The sequence below is a fragment of the Aminobacter sp. UC22_36 genome, from assembly GCF_044056035.1.
Taxonomy (GTDB): Bacteria; Pseudomonadota; Alphaproteobacteria; order Rhizobiales; family Rhizobiaceae; genus Aminobacter.
This window is the reverse complement of record NZ_CP171996.1, coordinates 1,565,375-1,586,311: the sequence shown is the minus strand read 5'-3', so window position 1 is coordinate 1,586,311 and position 20,937 is coordinate 1,565,375. Positions and strand designations below refer to the sequence as shown.

14 protein-coding genes, 1 pseudogene and 1 riboswitch are annotated in these 20,937 nt (G+C 63.4%); of the genes and pseudogenes, 9 read left to right on the top strand and 6 right to left on the bottom strand.

From position 1 onward, the window contains the following. Nucleotides 1-40: 40 nt before the first annotated feature. From ACHMW7_RS10915 to ACHMW7_RS10900, 4 genes and pseudogenes are all read left to right on the top strand, one after another. Complete coding sequence (locus tag ACHMW7_RS10915) at nucleotides 41-991, top strand: SPFH domain-containing protein (protein WP_395450257.1); 951 nt, start codon at nucleotides 41-43, stop codon at nucleotides 989-991. 30 nt (nucleotides 992-1,021) lie between these two features. Further along, nucleotides 1,022-1,485: pseudogene (locus ACHMW7_RS10910) on the top strand (NfeD family protein). Between the two features lie 131 nt (nucleotides 1,486-1,616). Beyond that, nucleotides 1,617-2,258: a TetR/AcrR family transcriptional regulator gene (locus ACHMW7_RS10905; RefSeq protein WP_395450256.1), complete on the top strand. Its 642-nt coding sequence runs from the start codon at nucleotides 1,617-1,619 to the stop codon at nucleotides 2,256-2,258. A 56-nt stretch (nucleotides 2,259-2,314) separates the two neighbouring features. Continuing rightward, a complete protein-coding gene (locus ACHMW7_RS10900; RefSeq protein ID WP_395450255.1) occupies nucleotides 2,315-3,589 on the top strand; it encodes an MFS transporter in 1,275 nt (424 codons plus the stop codon). Here ACHMW7_RS10900 and ACHMW7_RS10895 read toward each other — a convergent pair. Continuing rightward, nucleotides 3,570-4,568, bottom strand: coding sequence for an SIS domain-containing protein (locus ACHMW7_RS10895; RefSeq protein WP_395450254.1), 999 nt, complete (start codon nucleotides 4,566-4,568; stop codon nucleotides 3,570-3,572). The genes ACHMW7_RS10900 and ACHMW7_RS10895 overlap by 20 nt on opposite strands. Nucleotides 4,569-4,718: 150 nt before the next feature. Between ACHMW7_RS10895 and ACHMW7_RS10890 the strand changes: the two genes are divergently transcribed. Next, nucleotides 4,719-6,404, top strand: coding sequence for an outer membrane beta-barrel protein (locus ACHMW7_RS10890; RefSeq protein ID WP_395450253.1), 1,686 nt, complete (start codon nucleotides 4,719-4,721; stop codon nucleotides 6,402-6,404). On the opposite strand, the gene bluB is transcribed toward ACHMW7_RS10890, so the two are convergent. Together bluB and galU are read right to left on the bottom strand one after the other, a co-directional pair. Continuing rightward, nucleotides 6,401-7,135, bottom strand: a complete 735-nt coding sequence (gene bluB / locus ACHMW7_RS10885) for a 5,6-dimethylbenzimidazole synthase (RefSeq protein WP_395450252.1) — start codon at nucleotides 7,133-7,135, stop codon at nucleotides 6,401-6,403. The genes ACHMW7_RS10890 and bluB overlap by 4 nt on opposite strands. Before the next feature lie 46 nt (nucleotides 7,136-7,181). Further along, nucleotides 7,182-7,367, bottom strand: a riboswitch (cobalamin riboswitch). Between the two features lie 64 nt (nucleotides 7,368-7,431). Then, nucleotides 7,432-8,319, bottom strand: coding sequence for a UTP--glucose-1-phosphate uridylyltransferase GalU (gene galU / locus ACHMW7_RS10880; protein ID WP_395450251.1), 888 nt, complete (start codon nucleotides 8,317-8,319; stop codon nucleotides 7,432-7,434). A 250-nt stretch (nucleotides 8,320-8,569) separates the two neighbouring features. Here galU and ACHMW7_RS10875 point away from each other — a divergent pair, with 250 nt between their 5' ends. Both ACHMW7_RS10875 and ACHMW7_RS10870 read left to right on the top strand, forming a co-directional pair. After that, nucleotides 8,570-9,796 (top strand): lytic murein transglycosylase, encoded by a 1,227-nt coding sequence (locus ACHMW7_RS10875; protein WP_395450250.1) that lies wholly within the window; start codon nucleotides 8,570-8,572, stop codon nucleotides 9,794-9,796. Between the two features lie 16 nt (nucleotides 9,797-9,812). Continuing rightward, entirely contained in the window at nucleotides 9,813-11,054 is a 1,242-nt protein-coding gene (locus tag ACHMW7_RS10870; protein ID WP_395450249.1) for a DUF459 domain-containing protein, read from the top strand. A 64-nt stretch (nucleotides 11,055-11,118) separates the two neighbouring features. Here ACHMW7_RS10870 and ACHMW7_RS10865 read toward each other — a convergent pair whose 3' ends face one another. After that, a complete protein-coding gene (locus tag ACHMW7_RS10865; protein ID WP_395450248.1) occupies nucleotides 11,119-12,573 on the bottom strand; it encodes a glutamate synthase subunit beta in 1,455 nt (484 codons plus the stop codon). Nucleotides 12,574-12,694: 121 nt separating this feature from the next. Then, the gene (gltB, locus tag ACHMW7_RS10860) at nucleotides 12,695-17,425 is read right to left on the bottom strand and encodes a glutamate synthase large subunit (protein ID WP_395450247.1); all 4,731 of its coding nucleotides are present in this window, start codon (nucleotides 17,423-17,425) and stop codon (nucleotides 12,695-12,697) included. 501 nt (nucleotides 17,426-17,926) lie between these two features. Here gltB and ACHMW7_RS10855 point away from each other — a divergent pair. Then, complete coding sequence (locus ACHMW7_RS10855) at nucleotides 17,927-18,976, top strand: threonine aldolase family protein (protein ID WP_395450246.1); 1,050 nt, start codon at nucleotides 17,927-17,929, stop codon at nucleotides 18,974-18,976. Between the two features lie 75 nt (nucleotides 18,977-19,051). Here the strand turns inward: ACHMW7_RS10855 and ACHMW7_RS10850 are convergent, their stop codons facing one another. Beyond that, nucleotides 19,052-19,522, bottom strand: coding sequence for an Hsp20 family protein (locus ACHMW7_RS10850; protein WP_395450245.1), 471 nt, complete (start codon nucleotides 19,520-19,522; stop codon nucleotides 19,052-19,054). A gap of 453 nt (nucleotides 19,523-19,975) precedes the next feature. Between ACHMW7_RS10850 and ACHMW7_RS10845 the strand changes: the two genes are divergently transcribed. Continuing rightward, nucleotides 19,976-20,935, top strand: coding sequence for an alpha/beta fold hydrolase (locus ACHMW7_RS10845; RefSeq protein ID WP_395451309.1), 960 nt, complete (start codon nucleotides 19,976-19,978; stop codon nucleotides 20,933-20,935). Nucleotides 20,936-20,937: the final 2 nt, after the last annotated feature.

Sequence of the window (20,937 nt, the reverse complement as noted above, 5' to 3'; positions counted from 1 at the left end):
GTGACTTGCATCGCTGCGTTCAATTTTGGGGGATAGCCGAATGAACTTCAGCGGATTCGACATTGTCATCCCGGTACTTGTCGTTCTCGTGCTTTTGGTGCTGTTCGCCGGCATCAAGACAATCCCGCAAGGCTTCAACTACACCGTCGAGCGTTTCGGCCGCTACACCAGGACGCTGACGCCCGGTCTCAACCTGATCATCCCCTTCATCGACCGCATCGGCGCCAAGATGAACATGATGGAGCAGGTGCTTGATGTCCCGACGCAAGAGATCATCACCAAGGACAACGCGATGGTCGCCGTCGACGGGGTCGCCTTTTATCAGGTGCTGAACGCGCCGCAGGCCGCCTATCAGGTTGCCGGGCTGCAAAACGCCATCCTCAACCTGACCATGACCAACATCCGCACCGTGATGGGCTCGATGGATCTCGACGAGTTGCTGTCCAATCGCGACGCCATCAACGAGCGGCTGCTGCGTGTCGTCGACGAAGCGGCGCACCCATGGGGCATCAAGATCACGCGCGTCGAGATCAAGGACATCAACCCGCCGGCAAACCTCATCGAGTCGATGGGCCGCCAGATGATGGCCGAACGCAACAAGCGTGCCCAGATCCTCGAGGCCGAAGGCATGAAGCAGGCCCAGGTGCTGGAAGCCGAGGGCCGCAAGGAAGCCGCCTTCCGCGACGCCGAGGCCCGCGAGCGTGCCGCCGAGGCCGAAGCCCGCGCCACCCAGGTGGTGTCAGAAGCTATCGCCAAGGGCGACGTCCAGGCCATCAACTACTTCGTCGCCCAGAAATACACCGAGGCGCTGGCCAAGATCGGTTCCGCCAGCAACAGCAAGGTCGTGCTGATGCCGATGGAAGCCTCGGCGCTGATCGGCACGCTTGGCGGTATCGGCGAGATCGCCAAGGAGGTGTTCCGCGATGGCGGCACCGCCGGCGCGCAGCGCCTGGCTTCACGCACGCCGCGGATTCCGCCCGAGCAGAACTGAGCCGGCGTGGACTGAATTGAGGAACCGCAGATGATCGCGCGTATCGTTGCTGAACTCGGTCCCTGGAACTGGATGCTGCTCGGCTTCATCCTGTTGTGCCTGGAGATCTTCGCACCCGGTGTCTTCCTGCTGTGGATCGGCATCGCCGCGCTGATCGTCGGCTCGGCTTCGCTGCTGCTCTGGGACGCCGCGTTCTGGAGCTGGCAGGTGCAGGTCCTGGTCTTCCTCGTGCTCGCGCTTGCCTCGGCCTATGTCGGCAAGAAGATCGTCCGCGACCGCGACACGGCGTCCGACCAGCCGCTGCTGAACCGCCGTGGCGCCCAGATGGTCGGACGCACGGCAACGCTGTCCGAGCCGATCAAGGAAGGCCGTGGCCGCATCAAGCTCGGCGACACGACATGGCGCGTCTAGGCCCCGACCTGCCCGCCGGCGCGCAGGTGCGTGTTGTCGGCGCCGCGGACACCGATCTGGAGCTGGTTGTCGAGCCGGTCTGAGGCGAACTGCCATGCTGGTTTGATCGGCAGGTCAACTGCGACCCGTCTGCGCGTCGCATTTGGCCTACACTTGACCAGACAGCTGCGCTTGATTATTAGACTGATTACTCTAATAATAGAAGAGAGCGCGGATGCGCAAGGTCGACCCTGAAAAGTTCGAGGCGCGCAAGCAGCAGATCCTGGCTGCAGCCATCACCTGTTTTGCCAGGAAAGGCTTTCACGGCACCTCGACCGCCGAAATCTGCGCCGAAGCGGGGATGAGCCCCGGCAACCTGTTCCACTACTATTCGACCAAGCAGGCGATCATCGCTGCGATCGTCGAGCAGGACCGCAGGGAGACGGCCGCCTACTTCGCGCAGATCGATCAAAGCCAGGACCTGTTCGACGAAATCCTCAAATTCATGGACATCGTGCTCGAACTGGCCGCCGATCCCGCCTATTCGAGCCTCGCCCTGGAGATCTCCGCCGAGGCGATGCGTGACAAGCAGATCGCAGCACTGGTCTCCGCCCACGATGCTGATATGCAAGCTGCACTCAGCCTGATGCTGCGCGATGCCGCCTCGCGCGGGCAAATCGATGCGTCGCTCGATCCTGTCGAAACCGCTCGCTGGATCGCGGCGCTGATTGACGGGATATTCGGCCGCATCGCTGTCGATCCTGGCTTCCGGCCGCTCGAACAACGAAAGAATTTGCACCTGCTGCTGACCCGCTTTCTCCGGCCGGGCGCAAAAGTGCCCGCCAAGGCAGATCGGGAAGTGATCGCCAAGGCCTGAAGCAGCAAGCAGAAAAGCAAATACCGAAGCAAGCTGCGACAAGCAGCGGAGCAATCATGAACACCTTGCGACTTGCCAGAACGCGCGGACCGTTTGCCGGGCTGCAACTGGCCAGCATTGTCTTCAACCTCGGCAATGCGATCACCGCGATCGTCTACCCCTGGCTGGTCTATGACCTCACCGGCAGCGCAAGCTGGATGGGCGTCGTTGCCTTCATCACGCTGGCTCCGGCGATCGTCGGCAGCGCCTTTGGCGGACTCGTCGCCGAGCGACTTGGCATTCGCCGCATAGCCGTGCTCTCCGTCGGTTTTGGTGCCGCCGCCGCCATCGCAGCCGCGCTGCTCTACAGCCTGGGCACGCTGACGATCGGCCTGCTGGTCGCCCTCGCATTTTGCGGCGCTTTCCTGGACGGCCCCGGTGGCGTGGCGATCGAGGCCCGCGTTCCGGAAATCGCGCGCCTGGCGCGCATGCCGCTGCTGCGCGCCAACGCCATCGACGACCTTGTCGACAGCGGCGCAGCCATTGCCGGGCCGGCGATCGCCGCCGTTCTGGTGGCAATGGTCGATACCTCGACCTTGCTTTGGGTCATCGCGGCGATCAATGCGGCGGCGGCGGTTCTGGTCATGCTGAGCCTGCCGCACTTCCGCTTGCGGCCGGTATCGTCCGCGGCAAAGACCGAGTTTGCCGCGGCCATGCGCATCATCTTCGGATCGGTCCAGTTGCGGACGGCCTTGCTGCTGGCCAGCCTGGGTACCGGCACCTTTGTGGCGCTCGAAGCGGTCGCGCTACCAGCGATACTGCGCGCCGAAGGTCAACCGGCCTCGATGCTGGGAATTTACCTCACCGCCGCCGCGGCAGGCGCGATAGCGGTCAACCTTGCCATGGCGATGATCGGCAAAATCCCCGGTCTGCGCGGCGTCTTCGTTGCCGCATTCGTCGGGCTTGCCGCTGGCGTTGTCATGCTGACGATCGATCGCTCGATGCCCATGCTCATTGCCTCAGGGGCCATCCTGGGCATTGCTGCGGGGCCGCTCTCGCCTGTTTTCACCACGCTGTTGCAGACCAGCGCGCCGAAGAGCCTGCGCGCTCACGTCATCGGGGCATCGATGAGCCTGATCCTGGCCACTGCGCCAATCGCTGCTCTGGTTGTCGGCGCCGCACTCGATCTGTTCGGCACAACGGCGGTGCTCAGCTCATGCGCAACAGTGCTGGCGGCCTGTGCTGCCATAGCCGCGCTGGCGCTGGGTCAAGACGGTGCGGACGGCAACAAAGGCAAACGGCGCCAGCTCAACGACCAGCCTGCGAGTTCGTTCAGGCCGCGCCAACCCTGAGCAGGTCGTGGAAGTGGATGATCCCGACCGGCCGGTCATCTTCGACCACGGGGATGGCGCTGATGTTGTGCTCGTTGAGCATCGCGGTTGCCGTGCCTGCCAGCATCTGCGGCGGCACGGTCTTGGGCTGCCGGGTCATGATGTCTTCGACATTGGTCTCGGCGAGATTCCGGTCGAGATTGCGCGCCAGGTCGCCGTCGGTGACGATACCGGCGAGCCTGCCCTGTTCGTCGACGACGACGACGCAGCCAAAACGCTTCTTGGACAGCGTCTTGACCGCTTCCGGCATCTTGGTGCCGATCGTGACGATCGGCATCTCTTCGCCCTTGTGCATCAGATCGCCGACCGGCATCAGGCTCGCGCCAAGCTGGCCGCCGGGATGGAAGGTGCGGAAGTGATCGGCAGTGAAGCCGCGCGCTTCGAGCAAGGCCACCGCCAGCGCATCGCCCACGACAAGCTGCAGCAGTGTCGAGGTCGTCGGCGCGAGCCCATGCGGACAGGCTTCCGGAGCGCGTGGCAATGACAGCACGATGTCTGCCTGACGTGCCAGCGCCGACGAGTCGCCAGCCGTAATGGCAATCAGCGGGATCGAAAAGCGCCTGGAATAGGCAACGATGCCCTTGAGCTCGGCCGTTTCGCCCGACCAGGAAAGAGCAACGATCGCGTCTTCCTTGGTGATCATGCCGAGATCGCCATGAATGGCTTCCGACGGGTGGACAAAATAGGCCGGCGTTCCCGTCGAGGCGAAGGTTGCCGCCAGCTTGGAGCCGATATGGCCGCTCTTGCCGACGCCGGTGATGATCGCCCGGCCGCTGAGCTGGCCGAGGGTCGAGACTGCCTTGGCGAATGGCTCGGCGAGTGGGCCTTCCAGCGCTGTCACAAGCGCGGCGACGCCGGCCTGCTCGATGGCGACGGTACGGAGCGCGGAGGCGATCGATGCCTGCCCGTCCGGCTCTTTTTTCAACGATCCAGCGTGCATGGCGCATGCGTTAGCGCGTCGGCGCGCGCCTGTCCATGATTATCCGCCCAAAACGAGGCGTCCACGGGCTCGGGCGAAACGCTCCGTTAACCATGGCCATTTACCAGTTGGTAAGTGCGACGCCCTTGCGTCGGCGAAGCAGTGGGAAAGATGGCGCAGATCAGGCCGGAGCAAAGGAAACACGATGCGGGGCTCCGCGTCTTGCTGGCGACAGCAAGTGTGGCAACGTTGCTGTGCGTCCTCCCCCTGCATGCCCAGGAAGTCGGTCTGCGCGGCGCAGTCAGCGACGACATCAACAACTCGCTGCTGCTCAACAAGAGGCGCCCGACAGCGCCGCAGACCGCAACGCAGGAGCAGTCCCCGATCTATCAGCCGATCAGCCCCGGTGCGGTTCCCGAGCCGGCCGACGCCGACGCCACGGACTTGTTCAGCGAACCACCCAACGCAGAGGACGCAACGACCGGCACGCCCACATCCGCCCGCCCGCCGACAACCGCACGCCAGCGCGCCAAGGAAGCGCGGGAGAAGCTGGCCGGCACCACCGAGGTGCCGGATGCCAGGCCGGCTGCGCCCGAGACAGATGACGAACTGACCACCGGCACGGTGCGCCAGGATACGGTTGATTCCGAAACGGAGGTCGAAAGCGGTCCCGAAGCCGAGCGCCAACGCGCCATCGAAGGCCGCAGGCCGCTGCCGGACCAAAACCCGTTCGAGCCGACCGGCATTCGCTTCGGCACCTTCGTGCTCAAGCCAAGCCTGGAACAAGGCGTTACCGCCACGTCCAACGCCGATTCAAGCTCGGATGGAAAGTCGGCGGTCCTGTCCGAGACGACGCTCAGGCTGAATGCCGCATCCGACTGGGAGAACCATTCGGCAACCATCGACGCCTATGGCAATTACCGCAAATCCATCTCCGGCCAGGAGGTCAAGGATCTCAGCGGCGGCATCGACGGGCGCTTGCAGCTCGACTTCGCCGACGACCTGCGCGCACTGGCGCGGCTCGGCTACAACATGCGCCCGGAATCGACCTCGTCGCCCGTGGTCATCTCGGGCACTGCCGAACGGCCGACCCTGCATAGCCTCAACGGCTCGCTCGGTGTCGAAAAGGATGTCGGCAAGTTCCGCTTCGGTATCACCGGCGAAGCGGTCAACGAAAGCTACAGCGATGCCGAACTCACTGACGGCACCACGCTCTCGCAAGAGGACCGCAATTCGACGCTGTACTCCGGCAAGGTCCGCGTCGGCTACGAGGTCTCGCCGGCGCTTACGCCTTTCGGCGAGATCGAGTTCGGGCGAAGGGTCTATGACCTGCGCTTCGACACAGCAGGCTTCGAGCGTTCGTCCAAGCGCACCGGCGCCCGCGCCGGTGTCGAAATCGACATGGGCGAAAAATTCGGTGGCGAAGTCTCGGCCGGCTGGATATCGGAGGATTTCGACGACGACCGGCTGAAGACGGTTTCCGCTGCAACCATTGCCGCCGACCTCAAATGGTCACCGATGCGCGGCACGATCGTCGGCCTGACCGGCGAGACCTTTGTCGAAGGTTCGACCACCGCCGGCGACAGCGGCTCGGTGCTCTACAATGGCCGTCTCAGCGTCGAGCGGCAGATCCGCTCCAACCTGACCGCATTCCTTGCCGGCGGCGTCGGCTATCGTGACTATGCCAGCTCCAACAACCACGAACTCAGGCTGAGCGCCGAAGCGGGCCTGACCTGGTGGCTCAATCGTTACGCCGGCCTTACCGGCAAGCTGCGCCACGAGACCTTCGACAGCACCCTGCCGTCCCGCGACAGCAAGACCAACAGCGTGTTCGTCGGGCTGAAGATCCAGCGTTAGCGTCCAGCCGGGAAACCCCCCATGTCGGCGGCAACCGCCTTCAGCGCATCCTCGCCTTGTCCGGAAAACACCTCGCTCATGATGAGATCGGCGAGCGGCAGGCGGCTGCCCCAGCCGTGCCGCTCCAGATCGGGCTTTTGCGCGAACTCACTGACATGGCCGACGCAGAGATAGGCCACCGGCACGACGTGATCGGGAATACCGAGCAACTGCTTCAACGCCTCGCGGTCGAGGATGCTGACCCAGCCGACGCCGACGCCCTCCGCACGCGCCGCCAGCCAGAAATTCTGCACGGCGCAAACCGTGCTGTAGAGATCCATTTCCGGGTTGTGCCAGCGCCCGAGCGGCGAGTTCGCCGAGCGGCTGCGATCGCAGGTGACGACAAGGTTGAGCGGGCTCTCGCAGATGCCTTCCAGCTTGAGCTTGCGGTACAGCTCGCGCCGCTCCTCGGCGATCTCAGGCAGTTCCTGTTGCCGCGCGGCAAAGAACAGATCGCGGACGTGCTCGCGTCGTTGACGATCGCGGATGACGATGAAATTCCACGGCTGCATGAAGCCGACCGACGGCGCGTGATGGGCCGCAAGCAAAAGCCGCACCAGCACTTCGTCGCCAATCGGATCGGGCAGGAAATGGCTGCGCACGTCGCGGCGCGTGAAGATGGCGCGGTAGACGGCATCCTGCGCGGCAAGGTCGAAACAGCCTGAAATGGCATTGATCTGGTCAACAAGCATCGCGTGTCCCCTGGCGAGCAAATCGGTTGCCACCGCCTGACCATGCGGTGGACGATTTCTGCCGGGCCGGTCTTCTGGCTCGAGTTCAACCCGTCGTCGGCGCCTTCCCGTTCAACATGAACAGTGGCTTGTGCCGATACGGTCCCTCTTACAGCGTTGGGCACGCCACGGATTTGCACCGTGTTCCCGATTCTCCCGCATCGCTGCGGGCACCTGGCAGGATATCTCTATCGGCAGCGGGTGCCGAAAGCCATCGTACCGTGCGTCCAATCCTGACGCACGGGCGACATTCCCGGTTATTTGCCGGACTTCATCTCGCCGAGCAGCCCTTCGATGACGCCGGCCATGCTCTTGCTGAGATCGGAACGCGACAGTGCGAAGGCGACATTGGCCTCGACGAAACCCTCCGGTGATCCGCAGTCGAAGGTGCGGCCGCGATAATGGTAGCCGTAGAAGGACTGCATCTTCTCGAGCTTCAGCATCGCGTCGGTGAGCTGGATCTCGTCGCCGGCGCCACGCTCCTGGCTAGCCAGTATGTTGAAGATCTCCGGCTGCAGGATGTAGCGGCCGTTGATGAACAGATTGGAGGGTGCGGTGCCCTGCTTCGGCTTTTCCACCATGCCTTCGATCTCAAAGCCGGTGTGGATCGCCTTGCCTTGTCCGACGATGCCGTATTTGTGCGCCTCGGCCGGATCGCATTCCTGAACCGCAATGATGTTGTTGCCGGTCTCGGCATAGAGCTCGACCATCTCGCGCATGCAGCTCTTTTCCGACTGCATGATCATGTCGGGCAAAAGCAGCGCGAAAGGCTCGTCGCCGACCAGTTCGCGCGCGCACCACACTGCGTGGCCGAGGCCAAGCGGCACCTGCTGGCGGGTGAACGAGGTCTGGCCCGGTCCCGGCTGCAGCCGCTGCAGACGTTCGAGCTGTTCAATTTTGCCGCGCTGGGCCAGCGTGTCATAGAGTTCGAACTGGACGTCGAAATGGTCTTCGATAACCGCCTTGTTGCGGCCGGTGACGAAGATGAAGTGCTCGATGCCCGCCTCGCGCGCCTCGTCGACCACATATTGAATCACCGGACGGTCAACGACCGTCAGCATTTCCTTGGGAATCGACTTGGTGGCAGGCAGAAAACGCGTGCCCAAGCCGGCGACGGGAAAAACTGCCTTGCGAACTCTTTTCATTGCATGGTCGTCCGATCGAGGAATACGGGTATCGGACGCAGACATTGCCACGCCCGAATTGATGAATACTGAATGCGTTCACATATTCGGTGACAGCGGGCAAGACATTGATCACGCGATCTTGATTGTCCAAACCGCCAGGTGGACAATGCCCCAAACCGCTTTTCGTTCCCCAAGGGGTCTATGGTAAACTGATTGCTAACCGGCTTCGGCGATGAATCGACTTTCTGATCTCTCCAAGGAGGAAAGAATGCCCCTTCGCAAAACCGCCAAAAGTCTCGCAGGCGTCGCCGCGATAGCTGGTCTTTCGCTCGCGCTGCTGTTGCCTGCTGGCCCGGCGGCGGCCGAGGCTGGCTTCCAACGCTGGGTCTCAAGCTTCCGTTCCGTCGCTGCCGACAACGGAATCTCCGGCTCGACCTATGATCGCGCCTTCCGAGGCGTCACCTCGGCCGATCCCGAGGTGCTGGAAAAGGCCCGCTTCCAGCCCGAATTCACCGCGCCTGTGTGGGATTATTTCGACAATCGCGTGCACGACCAGTCGATCGCAGTCGGCCGCGAGATGGCGCGCAAATGGAAGCCCTGGCTCGACCGCATCGAGGCCAAGTTCGGCGTCGACCGCTATATCCTGCTGGCCATCTGGTCGATGGAATCGAACTACGGCGAGATTCTCAAGAACGACAAGGTGATGCGCAACGTGGTGCGCTCGCTGGCAACGCTTGCCTATGGCGACCAGCGCCGGGCGAAATTTGCCCGCACCCAGCTGATCGCAGCGCTCAAGATCCTGCAGCGCGGCGACATCGATGAAAGCCATCTTGTCGGCTCCTGGGCCGGTGCGATGGGCCACACCCAGTTCATCCCGACCAGTTACCAGGCCTATGCCGTCGACGCCGACGGCAATGGCAAGCGCGATATCTGGAACTCCGTGCCCGACGCGCTCGCCACCGCCGCCAATCTTTTGAAAAAGAACGGCTGGCAGGCAGGCAAGACCTGGGGCTACGAAGTCGTGCTGCCTCAGGGCCAGAAATTCCCCACGGGATCGCTGACGCTCGACAAATGGGCGTCTCTCGGCGTCGAACGCGCCAATGGCAAGGCGTTCAAGCGCGGCTCAGACGTGGCCACCCTCAAGGTGCCGGACGGCCGCGGCGGACCGGCATTCCTGATGACCAAGAATTTTTCGGTCATCAAGCGCTACAACAATGCCGACAAATACGCGCTTGCCGTCGGTCTACTTGCCGACGAGATCGCCGGCTACGGTGGCCTGGTGCAGGACTGGAAGCGGCCGTTCACCAAGCTCAGCTTCGAAGAAAAGCAGGAGTTGCAGAAGCGGCTGTCGGCGCATGGCTATTATGACGGCAAGAGCGATGGCAAGATCGGCGAAGGTTCGCGCTCGGCGATCAAGGCGTTCCAGGCACAGCTGGGCTTGACGCCGGACGGCCATCCGAGCATGGAAGTGCTCAATTCGCTGCGGCGCAATTAGCAACCGGAGGCTGCATTTGGCATCGACGCGTCGGTCAAGGTTTTCGCTGTTGCGCCTGACGATGCCACTGGTCGCGGTGGCGGTCGCCTTGACCGCCATTTCGTCGACGATGCCAACGCCGGCAGTCGCCCAGGAAGGCATCTTGCGCAAGTGGTCCTTGCGCGACCTGTTCATGCCGCGGCGCGAACCACGCGTCGACCCCTTCATCCTGGAGCAGCCGCAGACCAGGAAAAAGATCCGCAAGACCCCGCGCAAGCCCAAGGCCACTGCCGGCAATGTCGGCAGGGCCGCCGACCCCGCCGTGCCGGTTGTCGAAAAGCTGCCTGACGCACGCGTCGTGCTGGTCATCGGCGACTTCCTTGGCGGCGGCATCGCCGAAGGCTTGGGCACCGTCTTTGCCGAGAACGCCAAGATCCGCATCGTCGACAAGACCAACGGCTCGTCGGGCCTGGTGCGCGAGGACTATTACAACTGGTCCGAGAAGGCCAAGCTGCTGATCGAGCAGGAAAAGCCGGCCGCCGTCATCGTCATGATGGGCTCCAATGACCGCCAGCAGATGCGTGTTGGCGACGCCCGCGAGCCGTCGATGAGCGCTGCCTGGACCAAGGAATACACCGCGCGCACCGAGGCCCTGGCCAAGACCATTTCCGACACCAAGGTGCCGTTCCTGTGGGTCGGCATGCCGGCCTTCAAGTCGCCGAAGATGAGCACCGACATGCTCGCCTTCAACGACATCTACCGCGCCGCCACCGAAGCCGCCGGCAGCGAATTCGTCGATGTCTGGGACGGTTTTGTCGATGAGGCCGGCGCTTTCGTTACCAGCGGCCCCGACATCAACGGCCAGCCGGTGCGGCTGCGTTCCGACGACGGCATCAACGTCACCCGCGCCGGCAAGCGCAAGCTCGCCTTCTTTGCCGAAAAACCACTGAACAAGTTGCTCGGCATCACCCCGCAAGGCACCGAAACCGTGGTGCCGGCGAGCCTGCCGCAGGCGACGCCAGGCGAACTCAACGTGCCGGTCAATATCGACCGGACGGTGCCGGTCTCGCTGTCGGACCCCGAACTCGACGGCGGCACCGAATTGCTCGGCGCGCAAGCCTCGCCCAAGGGCGACCCGCGCTCGCCCGGCGAAAAACTTGTCGTGCAAGGCATCGCGCCTGCGGCAGCACCCGGACGTGTCGACGATTTCTCCTGGCCGCCGAAGCCGCTGCCAGCGACGCAGAGCACCGAAACCACCACCGCCATCATCAGGCGATAGTTCAGACCGGGAATGAAAAAAGGCGCCTTGCGGCGCCTTTTTGTTTTTGTGGATTGCTGAAACCTCAGCGCGGCAGGACGCTCGAACCCATCAGATCGGTGTCGATCGAATGCGCGGCCTGGCGGCCTTCGCGGATCGCCCAGACGACCAGCGACTGGCCACGGCGTACGTCGCCAGCGACGTAGAGCTTGTCGACATTGGTCTTGTAGTCGCGCTCGTTGGCGGCGACATTGGTCGAACGGCGGTTGTCGGTGGTGATCTCCAGCTTGCCTTCGAGTTCCTTGACCATGCCGTTGGCGAGCGGGCCGGCAAAGCCGATGGCGATGAAGGCAAGATCGGCGCGGATGACGAACTCGGTGCCCGGGATCGGCTTGCGCTTGTCGTCGACTTCGCAGCACTTCACGCCGGTCAGCTGGCCTTCTTCGCCGATGAACTCCAGCGTCGCCACCTGGAACTCGCGCTGCGCGCCTTCGGCCTGCGACGACGAGGTGCGCATCTTGGTCGCCCAATAGGGCCACACGGCGAGCTTGTTTTCCTTTTCCGGCGGCTGCGGGCGGATGTCGAGCTGGGTGACGCGCACGGCACCCTGGCGGAACGCCGTGCCGACGCAGTCGGACGCGGTGTCGCCACCACCGACAACGACAATGTGCAGGCCGCTGGCGACGATCGGCTCGGCGGGCCAGGCAACCGACTGGATGTCTTCACCGCCGACCCGCTTGTTCTGCTGGACCAGATAAGGCATCGCGTCGTGCACGCCTTCGAGATCGTCGCCCGGAATGCCGGCGGGACGCGGTGTCTCGGAGCCGCCGCAATAAAGCACGGCGTCATGCTCGGCCAGAAGTTCGGTGACCGGCTTGTCGACGCCGACATTGACGCCGCAATGGAAGGTCACGCCCTCACCGCTCATCTGCTCGACGCGGCGGTCGATGTAGTGCTTTTCCATCTTGAAGTCGGGGATGCCGAAACGCAGCAGGCCGCCAGGACGGCTCTCGCGTTCAAAGACATGAACGTCGTGGCCGGCGCGACCGAGCTGCTGCGCGGCTGCCATGCCGGCGGGACCCGAACCGATGATCGCCACCTTCTTGCCGGTCTTCTTCTCCGGCGGATACGGCCTGATGTAGCCGGTCTCGTAGGCCTTGTCGGCGATCGCCTGCTCGACGGTCTTGATGGCGACCGGAATGTCCTCGAGGTTCAGCGTGCAGGCTTCCTCGCAAGGTGCGGGGCAGATGCGGCCGGTGAATTCGGGGAAATTGTTGGTCGAATGCAGGTTGCGGATCGCGTTGTCCCAGTCGCCATTGTAGACGAGATCGTTCCAGTCCGGGATCTGGTTGTGCACCGGGCAGCCCGTCGGCCCATGACAGAACGGAATGCCGCAATCCATGCAGCGCGCGGCCTGCTTTTCGACTTCCTTGTCCGACATCGGCAGCGTGAATTCGCGGAAATGCCGGATGCGGTCGGAAGCCGGCTGGTACTTGTGCACCTGCCTGTCGATTTCGAGAAAACCTGTAACCTTGCCCATCGTCTAACTTTCGTCAGTCTAGCCTCGCGGGAACCTCGCGGGCGTATCGTTCCACCACTTCCAATGAAGCATGCGATGGCGCGCGTCCAGCTGGGCGCCGCGCCGGCAGGTAAAGTCGCGGCTACTCCGCCGCGACCCCCATCCTCATGCGCTCCATCTCGATCAGCGCGCGGCGGTACTCCACCGGCATGACCTTGCGGAATTTCGGACGATAGGTCGCCCAGTCGTCGAGGATCTGTTTGGCGCGTGTCGAACCGGTGTAGTGCATGTGGTTCGAGATCAGCTGCACCAGGCGCTCCTCGTCGTGGCGGGTCATGTCACCCGACACGTCGACGCGGCCCATATGGGCGATGTCACCGCCATGATGGTGCAACTTCTCGAGCATGTCGTCCTCTTCGGGGACCGGCTCGAGTTCGACCATCGCCATGTTGCAGCGTTCGGCGAAGTTACCGTCCTCGTCGAGCACATAGGCCACGCCGCCGGACATGCCAGCCGCGAAGTTGCGCCCGGTCTTGCCGATGACGACGACAACGCCGCCGGTCATGTATTCGCAGCCATGGTCGCCAACGCCCTCGACAACGGTGACGGCACCCGAGTTGCGGACGGCGAAACGCTCGCCGGCCACGCCGCGGAAGTAGCATTCACCTTCCGTTGCGCCGTAAAGCACGGTGTTGCCGACGATGATCGATTCCTCGGCGAGGATCTTGGAGTCCTCGGGCGGGCGGATGACGATGCGGCCACCCGACAGGCCCTTGCCGACATAGTCGTTGCCATCGCCGACGAGCTCGAACGAGACGCCGCGTGCCAGGAACGCGCCGAAGGACTGGCCAGCAGTACCCGTCAACTTGACCGAGATGGTGCCGTCGCGCAGGCCCTTGTGCCTGAAGCGCTTGGCGACCTCGCCCGACAGCATCGCACCAGTGGAACGGTCGACGTTGCGGATCGTCGCTTCGATCTTCACCGGCTGGCGGGATTCGAGCGCAGCCTTTGCCTCGGCGATCAGCGTCCGGTCGAGCACGTCGTCGATCGGATGCTTCTGGCGTTCGGTCCAGTGCATCGCTTCGCGCGGCGCATCGGGCTTGTAGAACACCTTCGAGAAGTCGAGCCCGCGCGCCTTCCAGTGGCTGATCAGCTCGCGCTTCTCCAGCAGGTCGGCGTCGCCGATGATCTGGTCGAGATGGGTATAGCCCATTTCGACCAGCAGCTCGCGTACCTCTTCGGCAACGTAGAAGAAGTAGTTGATGACGTGCTCGGGCGTGCCCTTGAAGCGCTTGCGCAGCACCGGATCCTGGGTGGCGACGCCAACCGGGCAGGTGTTGAGGTGGCACTTGCGCATCATGATGCAGCCCGCCGCGATCAGCGGCGCGGTCGAGAAGCCGAACTCGTCGGCGCCCAGAAGTGCACCGATGACGACATCGCGACCGGTGCGCAGGCCACCGTCGACCTGAAGCGCAACGCGGCTGCGCAAGCCGTTCAGCACCAGCGTCTGGTGCGTCTCGGCGAGGCCCATTTCCCATGGGCTGCCGGCATGCTTGAGCGACGTCAGCGGCGAAGCACCGGTGCCGCCATCATAGCCGGAGATGGTGATGTGGTCGGCGCGCGCCTTGGCGACACCCGCTGCGACCGTGCCGACACCGACTTCCGACACCAGCTTGACCGACACGTCGGCCGCCGGGTTGACGTTCTTCAGGTCGTAGATCAGCTGCGCCAGATCTTCGATCGAATAGATGTCGTGGTGCGGCGGCGGCGAAATCAGGCCAACGCCTTGCGTCGAATGGCGGGTCTTGGCGATGGTCGCGTCGACCTTGTGGCCGGGCAGCTGGCCGCCCTCGCCGGGCTTGGCGCCCTGGGCGACCTTGATCTGCATCATGTCGGAATTGACGAGATATTCCGTCGTCACGCCGAAGCGGCCGGAAGCCACCTGCTTGATTGCCGAACGTTCCGGGTTTGCCCCGCCGCCAGGCAACGGCAGGTAACGATCCGGTTCCTCGCCGCCCTCGCCGGTGTTCGACTTGCCGCCGATCCGGTTCATGGCAACGGCGAGCGTCGAATGCGCCTCGCGGCTGATCGAGCCGAAGGACATGGCACCGGTCGAGAAGCGCTTGACGATCTCGGCGGCGGGCATGACGTCGTCGAGCGCGACCTTCTTGCGGCCGCCCTCCTCCGCCAGCTTGATGCGGAACAGGCCACGGATGGACTGGGCACGTGCGGTTTCGCTGTCGATCTGGGCCGAGAACTCCTTGAAGGTCGACCACGAGCCCGAGCGCACGGCATGCTGGAGCGAAGCGACGGCATCCGGAGACCAGATGTGGGCCTCGCCGCGCATGCGGTACATGTACTCGCCGCCGACTTCGAGCGCGTTGCGCAGCACCGGGTCTTCGCCGAATGCCGATGCGTGACGGCTGACGGTCTCGGTCGCCACCTCTTCCAGCCCGACGCCCTCGATATTGGTCGCCGTGCCGGTGAAGTACTTCTCGACGAAGTCGGTCTTGAGGCCGATCGCATCGAAAATCTGCGCACCGCAATAGGACTGGTAGGTCGAGATGCCCATCTTGGACATCACCTTGAGGATGCCCTTGCCGAGCGACTTGATGTAGCGCGAGACAACCTCGTAGGCGTCGACCTCTTCCGGCAGCTCGCCGCGCTTGTGCATGTCGAGCAGCGTATCGAAGGCGAGATACGGGTTGATCGCTTCGGCACCATAACCTGCGAGGCAGCAGAAATGATGCACCTCGCGCGGTTCGCCCGATTCCACGACCAGGCCGACCGACGTACGCAGGCCCTTGCGGATCAGGTGGTGATGGACCGCAGCGGTCGCCAGCAGCACCGGAATGGCGATGCGGTCGGAGCCGAGCTGGCGGTCGGACAGGATGATGATGTTGTAGCCGCCGGCGACGGCCGCCTCGGCGCGCTCGCACAGGCGCTCGATGGCGCCCTGCATGCCCGCGGCACCTTCCTGCACGCCATAGGTGATGTCGATCGTCTTGGTGTCGAAGCGGTCCTCGGTGTGGCCGATGGAACGGATCTTCTCGAGATCGCCATTGGTCAGGATCGGCTGGCGCACCTCAAGCCGCTTGCGCCGCGACGACCCGACCAGGTCGAAGATGTTCGGGCGCGGGCCGATGAACGACACCAAACTCATCACCAGTTCCTCGCGGATCGGATCGATCGGCGGGTTGGTGACCTGGGCGAAGTTCTGCTTGAAGTAGGTGTAGAGCAGCTTCGACTTGTCCGACATCGCCGAGATCGGCGTATCGGTGCCCATCGAACCCACGGCTTCCTGGCCGGTCGTCGCCATCGGCGACATCAGAAGCTTGGTGTCTTCCTGGGTGTAGCCGAAGGCCTGCTGGCGATCGAGCAAAGAGACGTCCTTGCGCAGCGCCCGTGGCTCGACCGGCTTGAGGTCTTCGAGGATCAGCTGGGTGTTGGACAGCCAGGTCTTGTAGGGATGCTTGGTAGCGATCTCGGACTTGATCTCCTCGTCCGAGATGATGCGGCCCTTGACCAGATCGATCAGCAGCATCTTGCCCGGCTGCAGGCGCCACTTCTTGACGATGCTCTTTTCGTCGACCGGCAGCACGCCAGCCTCCGACGCCAGGATCACCCTGTCGTCGTCGGTGACGATGTAGCGCGCCGGGCGCAGGCCGTTGCGGTCGAGCGTCGCGCCGATCTGGCGGCCGTCGGTGAACGCCACCGCCGCCGGACCGTCCCACGGCTCCATCAACGCCGCATGATATTCGTAGAACGCCTTGCGGTTGCCATCCATGAGCTTGTTGCCGGCCCAGGCTTCCGGGATCAGCATCATCATGGCGTGTGCCAGCGAATAGCCACCCTGGAACAGGAATTCGAGCGCGTTGTCGAAGCAGGCGGTGTCCGACTGCCCTTCATAGGAGATCGGCCACAGCTTGGAGATGTCGTTGCCAAACAGCTCGGAGTCGACCGAGGCCTGGCGCGCCGCCATCCAGTTGTTGTTGCCGCGCACGGTGTTGATCTCGCCATTGTGCGCGACCATGCGGTAGGGGTGAGCCAGCTTCCACGACGGGAAGGTGTTGGTCGAAAAACGCTGGTGAACCAGGATCAGCGCCGTCTCGAAGCGCGGATCGGACAGGTCCTTGTAATAAGAACCGACCTGGAAGGCCAGGAACATGCCCTTGTAGACGATGGTCCGCGCCGACAGCGACACACAGTAGGCGCCGATGTCCCGGTTGTTGTTTTCGGCATAGATGCGGCCCGAGATGACCTTGCGCAGCAGGTAAAGCCGCGCCTCATATTCCTCATCATCGTCGATTTCGGGCGTGCGGCCGATGAACACCTGGCGGTGGAACGGCTCGGAGGCGACGATCTCTGGCGCCTTCGACAGCGAGGAGTTGTCGACAGGCACGTCGCGGAAGCCGATCAGCGGCAGGCCTTCGGACTGCGCCGACTCGCGGATGATATCGTCGATGTGATCGCGAAGGGCCTGATCCCTGGGCATGAACCAGTGGCCGACGCCGTACTGGCCGACCGGCGGCAACTCGATGTCCTGCTTGGCCATCTCTTCGCGGAAGAACGTGTCGGGGATCTGCACCAGAACGCCGGCACCATCGCCCATCAGCGGATCGGCGCCCACCGCACCGCGATGCGTCAGGTTGTTGAGCATGAACAGGCCGTCCTTGACGATCTGGTGCGACTTTACGCCCTTCATCTGGGCGATGAAGCCGACGCCGCAGGCATCATGCTCGTTGCGCGGATCGTAAAGGCCATGCGCTGCATAGCCGGTGGGGGTTCGGAGATGATCGGTTTTATTGTTGGCCGCTTTCGTCTGCGCGGCCGGTGCAAAATCCGTCGTCACAGATGGCGTCAACTCCGTCATCGTTCTGTCTCCATTCCGGCCCGATCCGGGCAATTTGCTTTGGGACGGCAATATGCCGATCCGTTCACCTTCAGATATGCTCGATATGCAGCGGCACGGCGCCGTTCGCCGGCACCGAACCGCCCGTCGGGACAGACGTGAACGGATTGCTCCAGCCCAGCCTCTGACCCTAGCTCGCGGCGGAAGCCGGACGCAGCGTCATCATACGCCAAATCCGGGTCGCTTTGGGCAGATAAATAAGACAGCACTGCTGTCCTAAATTTTGTATGACAGAATTCTTGAATACGCACAAGACCGATTCACGAATTTTCCGCCCCCATGAAGACCGAAAGTTTCGCTGGACCGGCTTCCCGCGTAATTTTTGAACACCCGGTCAAATCAGCTCCACGTCTGCCTCAATCGATTTCCCGGCCCCGGACTTGCCGAAGATCGCCAAATCCGCTCTAGCTCGCGGCTATCCTGCCACACAGCCTCCCGCAGCCATATTACGGACGGACGAAAATGTTCTTCGCATCAGACAATTGGGCCGGCGCTCACCCCAAGGTCGCCGAGCGTTTGCACGCCAGCGCCGCAGGCTTCAGCCGCGCCTATGGCGACGGCGATCTCGACAAGGCGGTCTATGCCAGGTTCTCCGAGATTTTCGAGCGCGACGTGGCCGTGTTCTTTGTCGCCACCGGTACGGCGGCAAATTCGCTGTCGCTCGCCGCTTACGGCAAGCCGGGTGGCATTTCCTTCGCGCATCGCGAAGCGCACATTCTTGAAGATGAATGCGGTGCGCCGGAGTATTTTTCCCATGGTTCACGGCTTCACCCGGTCGATGGCCCGCTCGGGCGCATCGACATCGGCAATCTCGAGCGCGCCGTTGCTCGCTTCGCTGGGGAAAACGTGCATGGCGGACGCCCCGCGGCGATCTCCATCACCCAGGCGAGCGAGGTCGGGACCGTCTATGGCCTCGACGACATCTCGGCGATTGCGGCGGTTGCAAAACGCCATGGCATGCCGCTGCACATGGATGGCGCGCGTTTTGCCAACGCGCTTGTGTCGCTCGACGTCTCGCCGGCCGAAATGACCTGGAAGCGCGGTGTCGACATTGTCTCCTTCGGCGGCACCAAGAACGGCTGCTGGTGCGCCGAAGCGATCGTCATGTTCGATCTCGACCGCGCCAGGGAAATGGCTTTCCTGCGCAAGCGTTCGGCCCAGCTCTTCTCCAAGGCGCGCTTCATCTCGGCGCAATTCGCAGCCTATTTCGACGGCGGCCTGTGGCTGGAGACGGCCCGTCACGCCAATGCGATGTCGGCCAGGCTGGCCCAGGCGATCGAAAGCTCGTCCGTCGCGCGCCTCGGCTGGCAACCCGAGGCCAACGAAGTCTTCGCCATCATCAGGAAAGATGTCGCCGAAAAGGCCCAGTCGGCCGGCGCGGCCTTCTACACATGGCCGACCCCGGCATCACTCTTGGGCCAGATCGGCGACGACGAGGCGCTGTATCGCTTCGTCACCTCCTTTGCCACGACATCTGACGACATCGGCCGCTTCAGCGACTTGCTGCGTTAAGCCTGGTTCCCGATACCTGGATAACAAAAAGGCGGCGCTGATGAGCGCCGCCTTTGCTGCTTGGGAGGAGCAGTCTTAGTTGACGGTGTTGGCTTCGATCTGCTTGGCGCTCGCCGGAGCAGCGGCGATCTCGATCTTGCGAGGCTTGTGCTCTTCGGGAATGTTGCGCTTGAGATCGATGTGGAGCAGGCCGTTCTTGAGGGCAGCGCCTACGACCTCGACGTGATCGGCGAGCTGGAAGCGACGCTCGAAAGCGCGCGAAGCGATGCCGCGATAAAGCAGCTCCGAACCTTCGCCGGCGGCTTCGTTGCTGCGGTCGCCCTTGATCGTCAGCACGTTGCGATGGGCTTCGATCGAAATCTCGGTCTCCGAGAAGCCTGCGACCGCCATGCTGATGCGATAGGCGTCTTCACCGGTGCGCTCGATATTGTAGGGCGGATAGGTCGTCTGGCCGCCTTCGGGCTGGCCAAGGCCGTCAAGCATGTTGAACAGCCGGTCAAAGCCGACGGTCGAGCGGTGGAGCGAGGAAAAATCAACGTGACGCATGGGTGTTCTCCAGTGAGCAACAAGGTTTTGCGCATGACCTGTGCCGGAACCCTTCTGGCGTTCCGGCGGTGATCAGCGGCCCCGATACTGGGCGCCGCAGGAGACATTTGGGTGCCGCCCAAAGCCATTTCAAGACATCTTCGCAACAGCTTTTTCGTGCCCCCCAGGATGAACCGAAGATGAACCGGCCCTTCGGTATCCGTTCAGGTCGCCCCGCCTAAAGTGCACTCAAGTTGACGAACAGGCGGCACCACAGAATGCCGCCGACGAGGCCGAACCGGGTTGCAACGTCCCTTCCTCCCGGAACGACAGAGGCCGAAGGCATCCCGCAAGCTGCCTTCGGCCTCATTCGTTTGAGCTTCGCACGAATTTCCTTTGATTTTCTCGATGCGGCTTTCTATCACCTTGGCATCGCCAGATCCCACGGCAGCGAGTGCCAAGCCGAAGCGCCAGATGACGGACGTGTTCCACGAAATCCCCGGCAATCCGGTTCCGGAGCGGGCAACCGCCGGCAGCTTCACCGCGCATGACGGCAAGCGGCTGCGCTATGGGCTGTTTCCCGCGACCTCGCATCCGTTCAAGGGCACGGTGATCCTGCTGCCGGGCCGCAACGAGTGCATCGAGAAGTATTTCGAGACCATTCGCGATCTGTCGGTGCGCGGCCATGCGGTTGCCACCTTCGACTGGCGCGGCCAGGGCGCTTCCGAGCGCCTGCTGCGCGACCGCCATCGCGGCTACGTCAAGAGTTTCGACCACTACGTCAAGGATCTCGAAGCCTTCTTCGAGCAGATCGTTTTGCCCGACTGCCGCGGCCCCTTCTTCATCCTTGCCCATTCGAGCGGTGCGCTGATCGCGCTCCTTGCCGCCCCCGCTATGATCAATCGCGTCCAGCGCATGGTGCTGGTGGCGCCGTTCATGTCGGTCATCGGCGTTCCGCTGTCGATGAAGGCGATCAGGCGCATCACAACCGTGATGTGCTGGCTCGGCCTCGGCGGGCTCTATGCCGCCTGGGGCCCACGACCGCGCGAAGGCACGCCCTTCGCCGTCAACAAGCTGACCAGCGACGAACGCCGCTATCGCCGCAACATCCTGCTCTACGAGACCTATCCCGAACTGTCTGTCGGCGGGCCGACGATCGCCTGGCTGCGGGCAGCGGCCACGGCATCGGAAGCCGTACGCGACCCCGCCTTCATGGCGTCGCTCAAGGTGCCGATGCTGGTCGTCACCGCCGGCGCCGACCAGGTGGTGTCGACCCGCGACGTCGAGCAATATGTCCACCGCTGCCGCGTCGCCTCGCAGCTGACCATCGACGGCGCCCGCCACGAGATCCTGCAGGAAGTCGACATCTACCGCGAGCAGCTGCTGGCTGCCTTCAGCGCCTTCGTGCCGGGCACGCCAGCGACGGTGGAATAGGC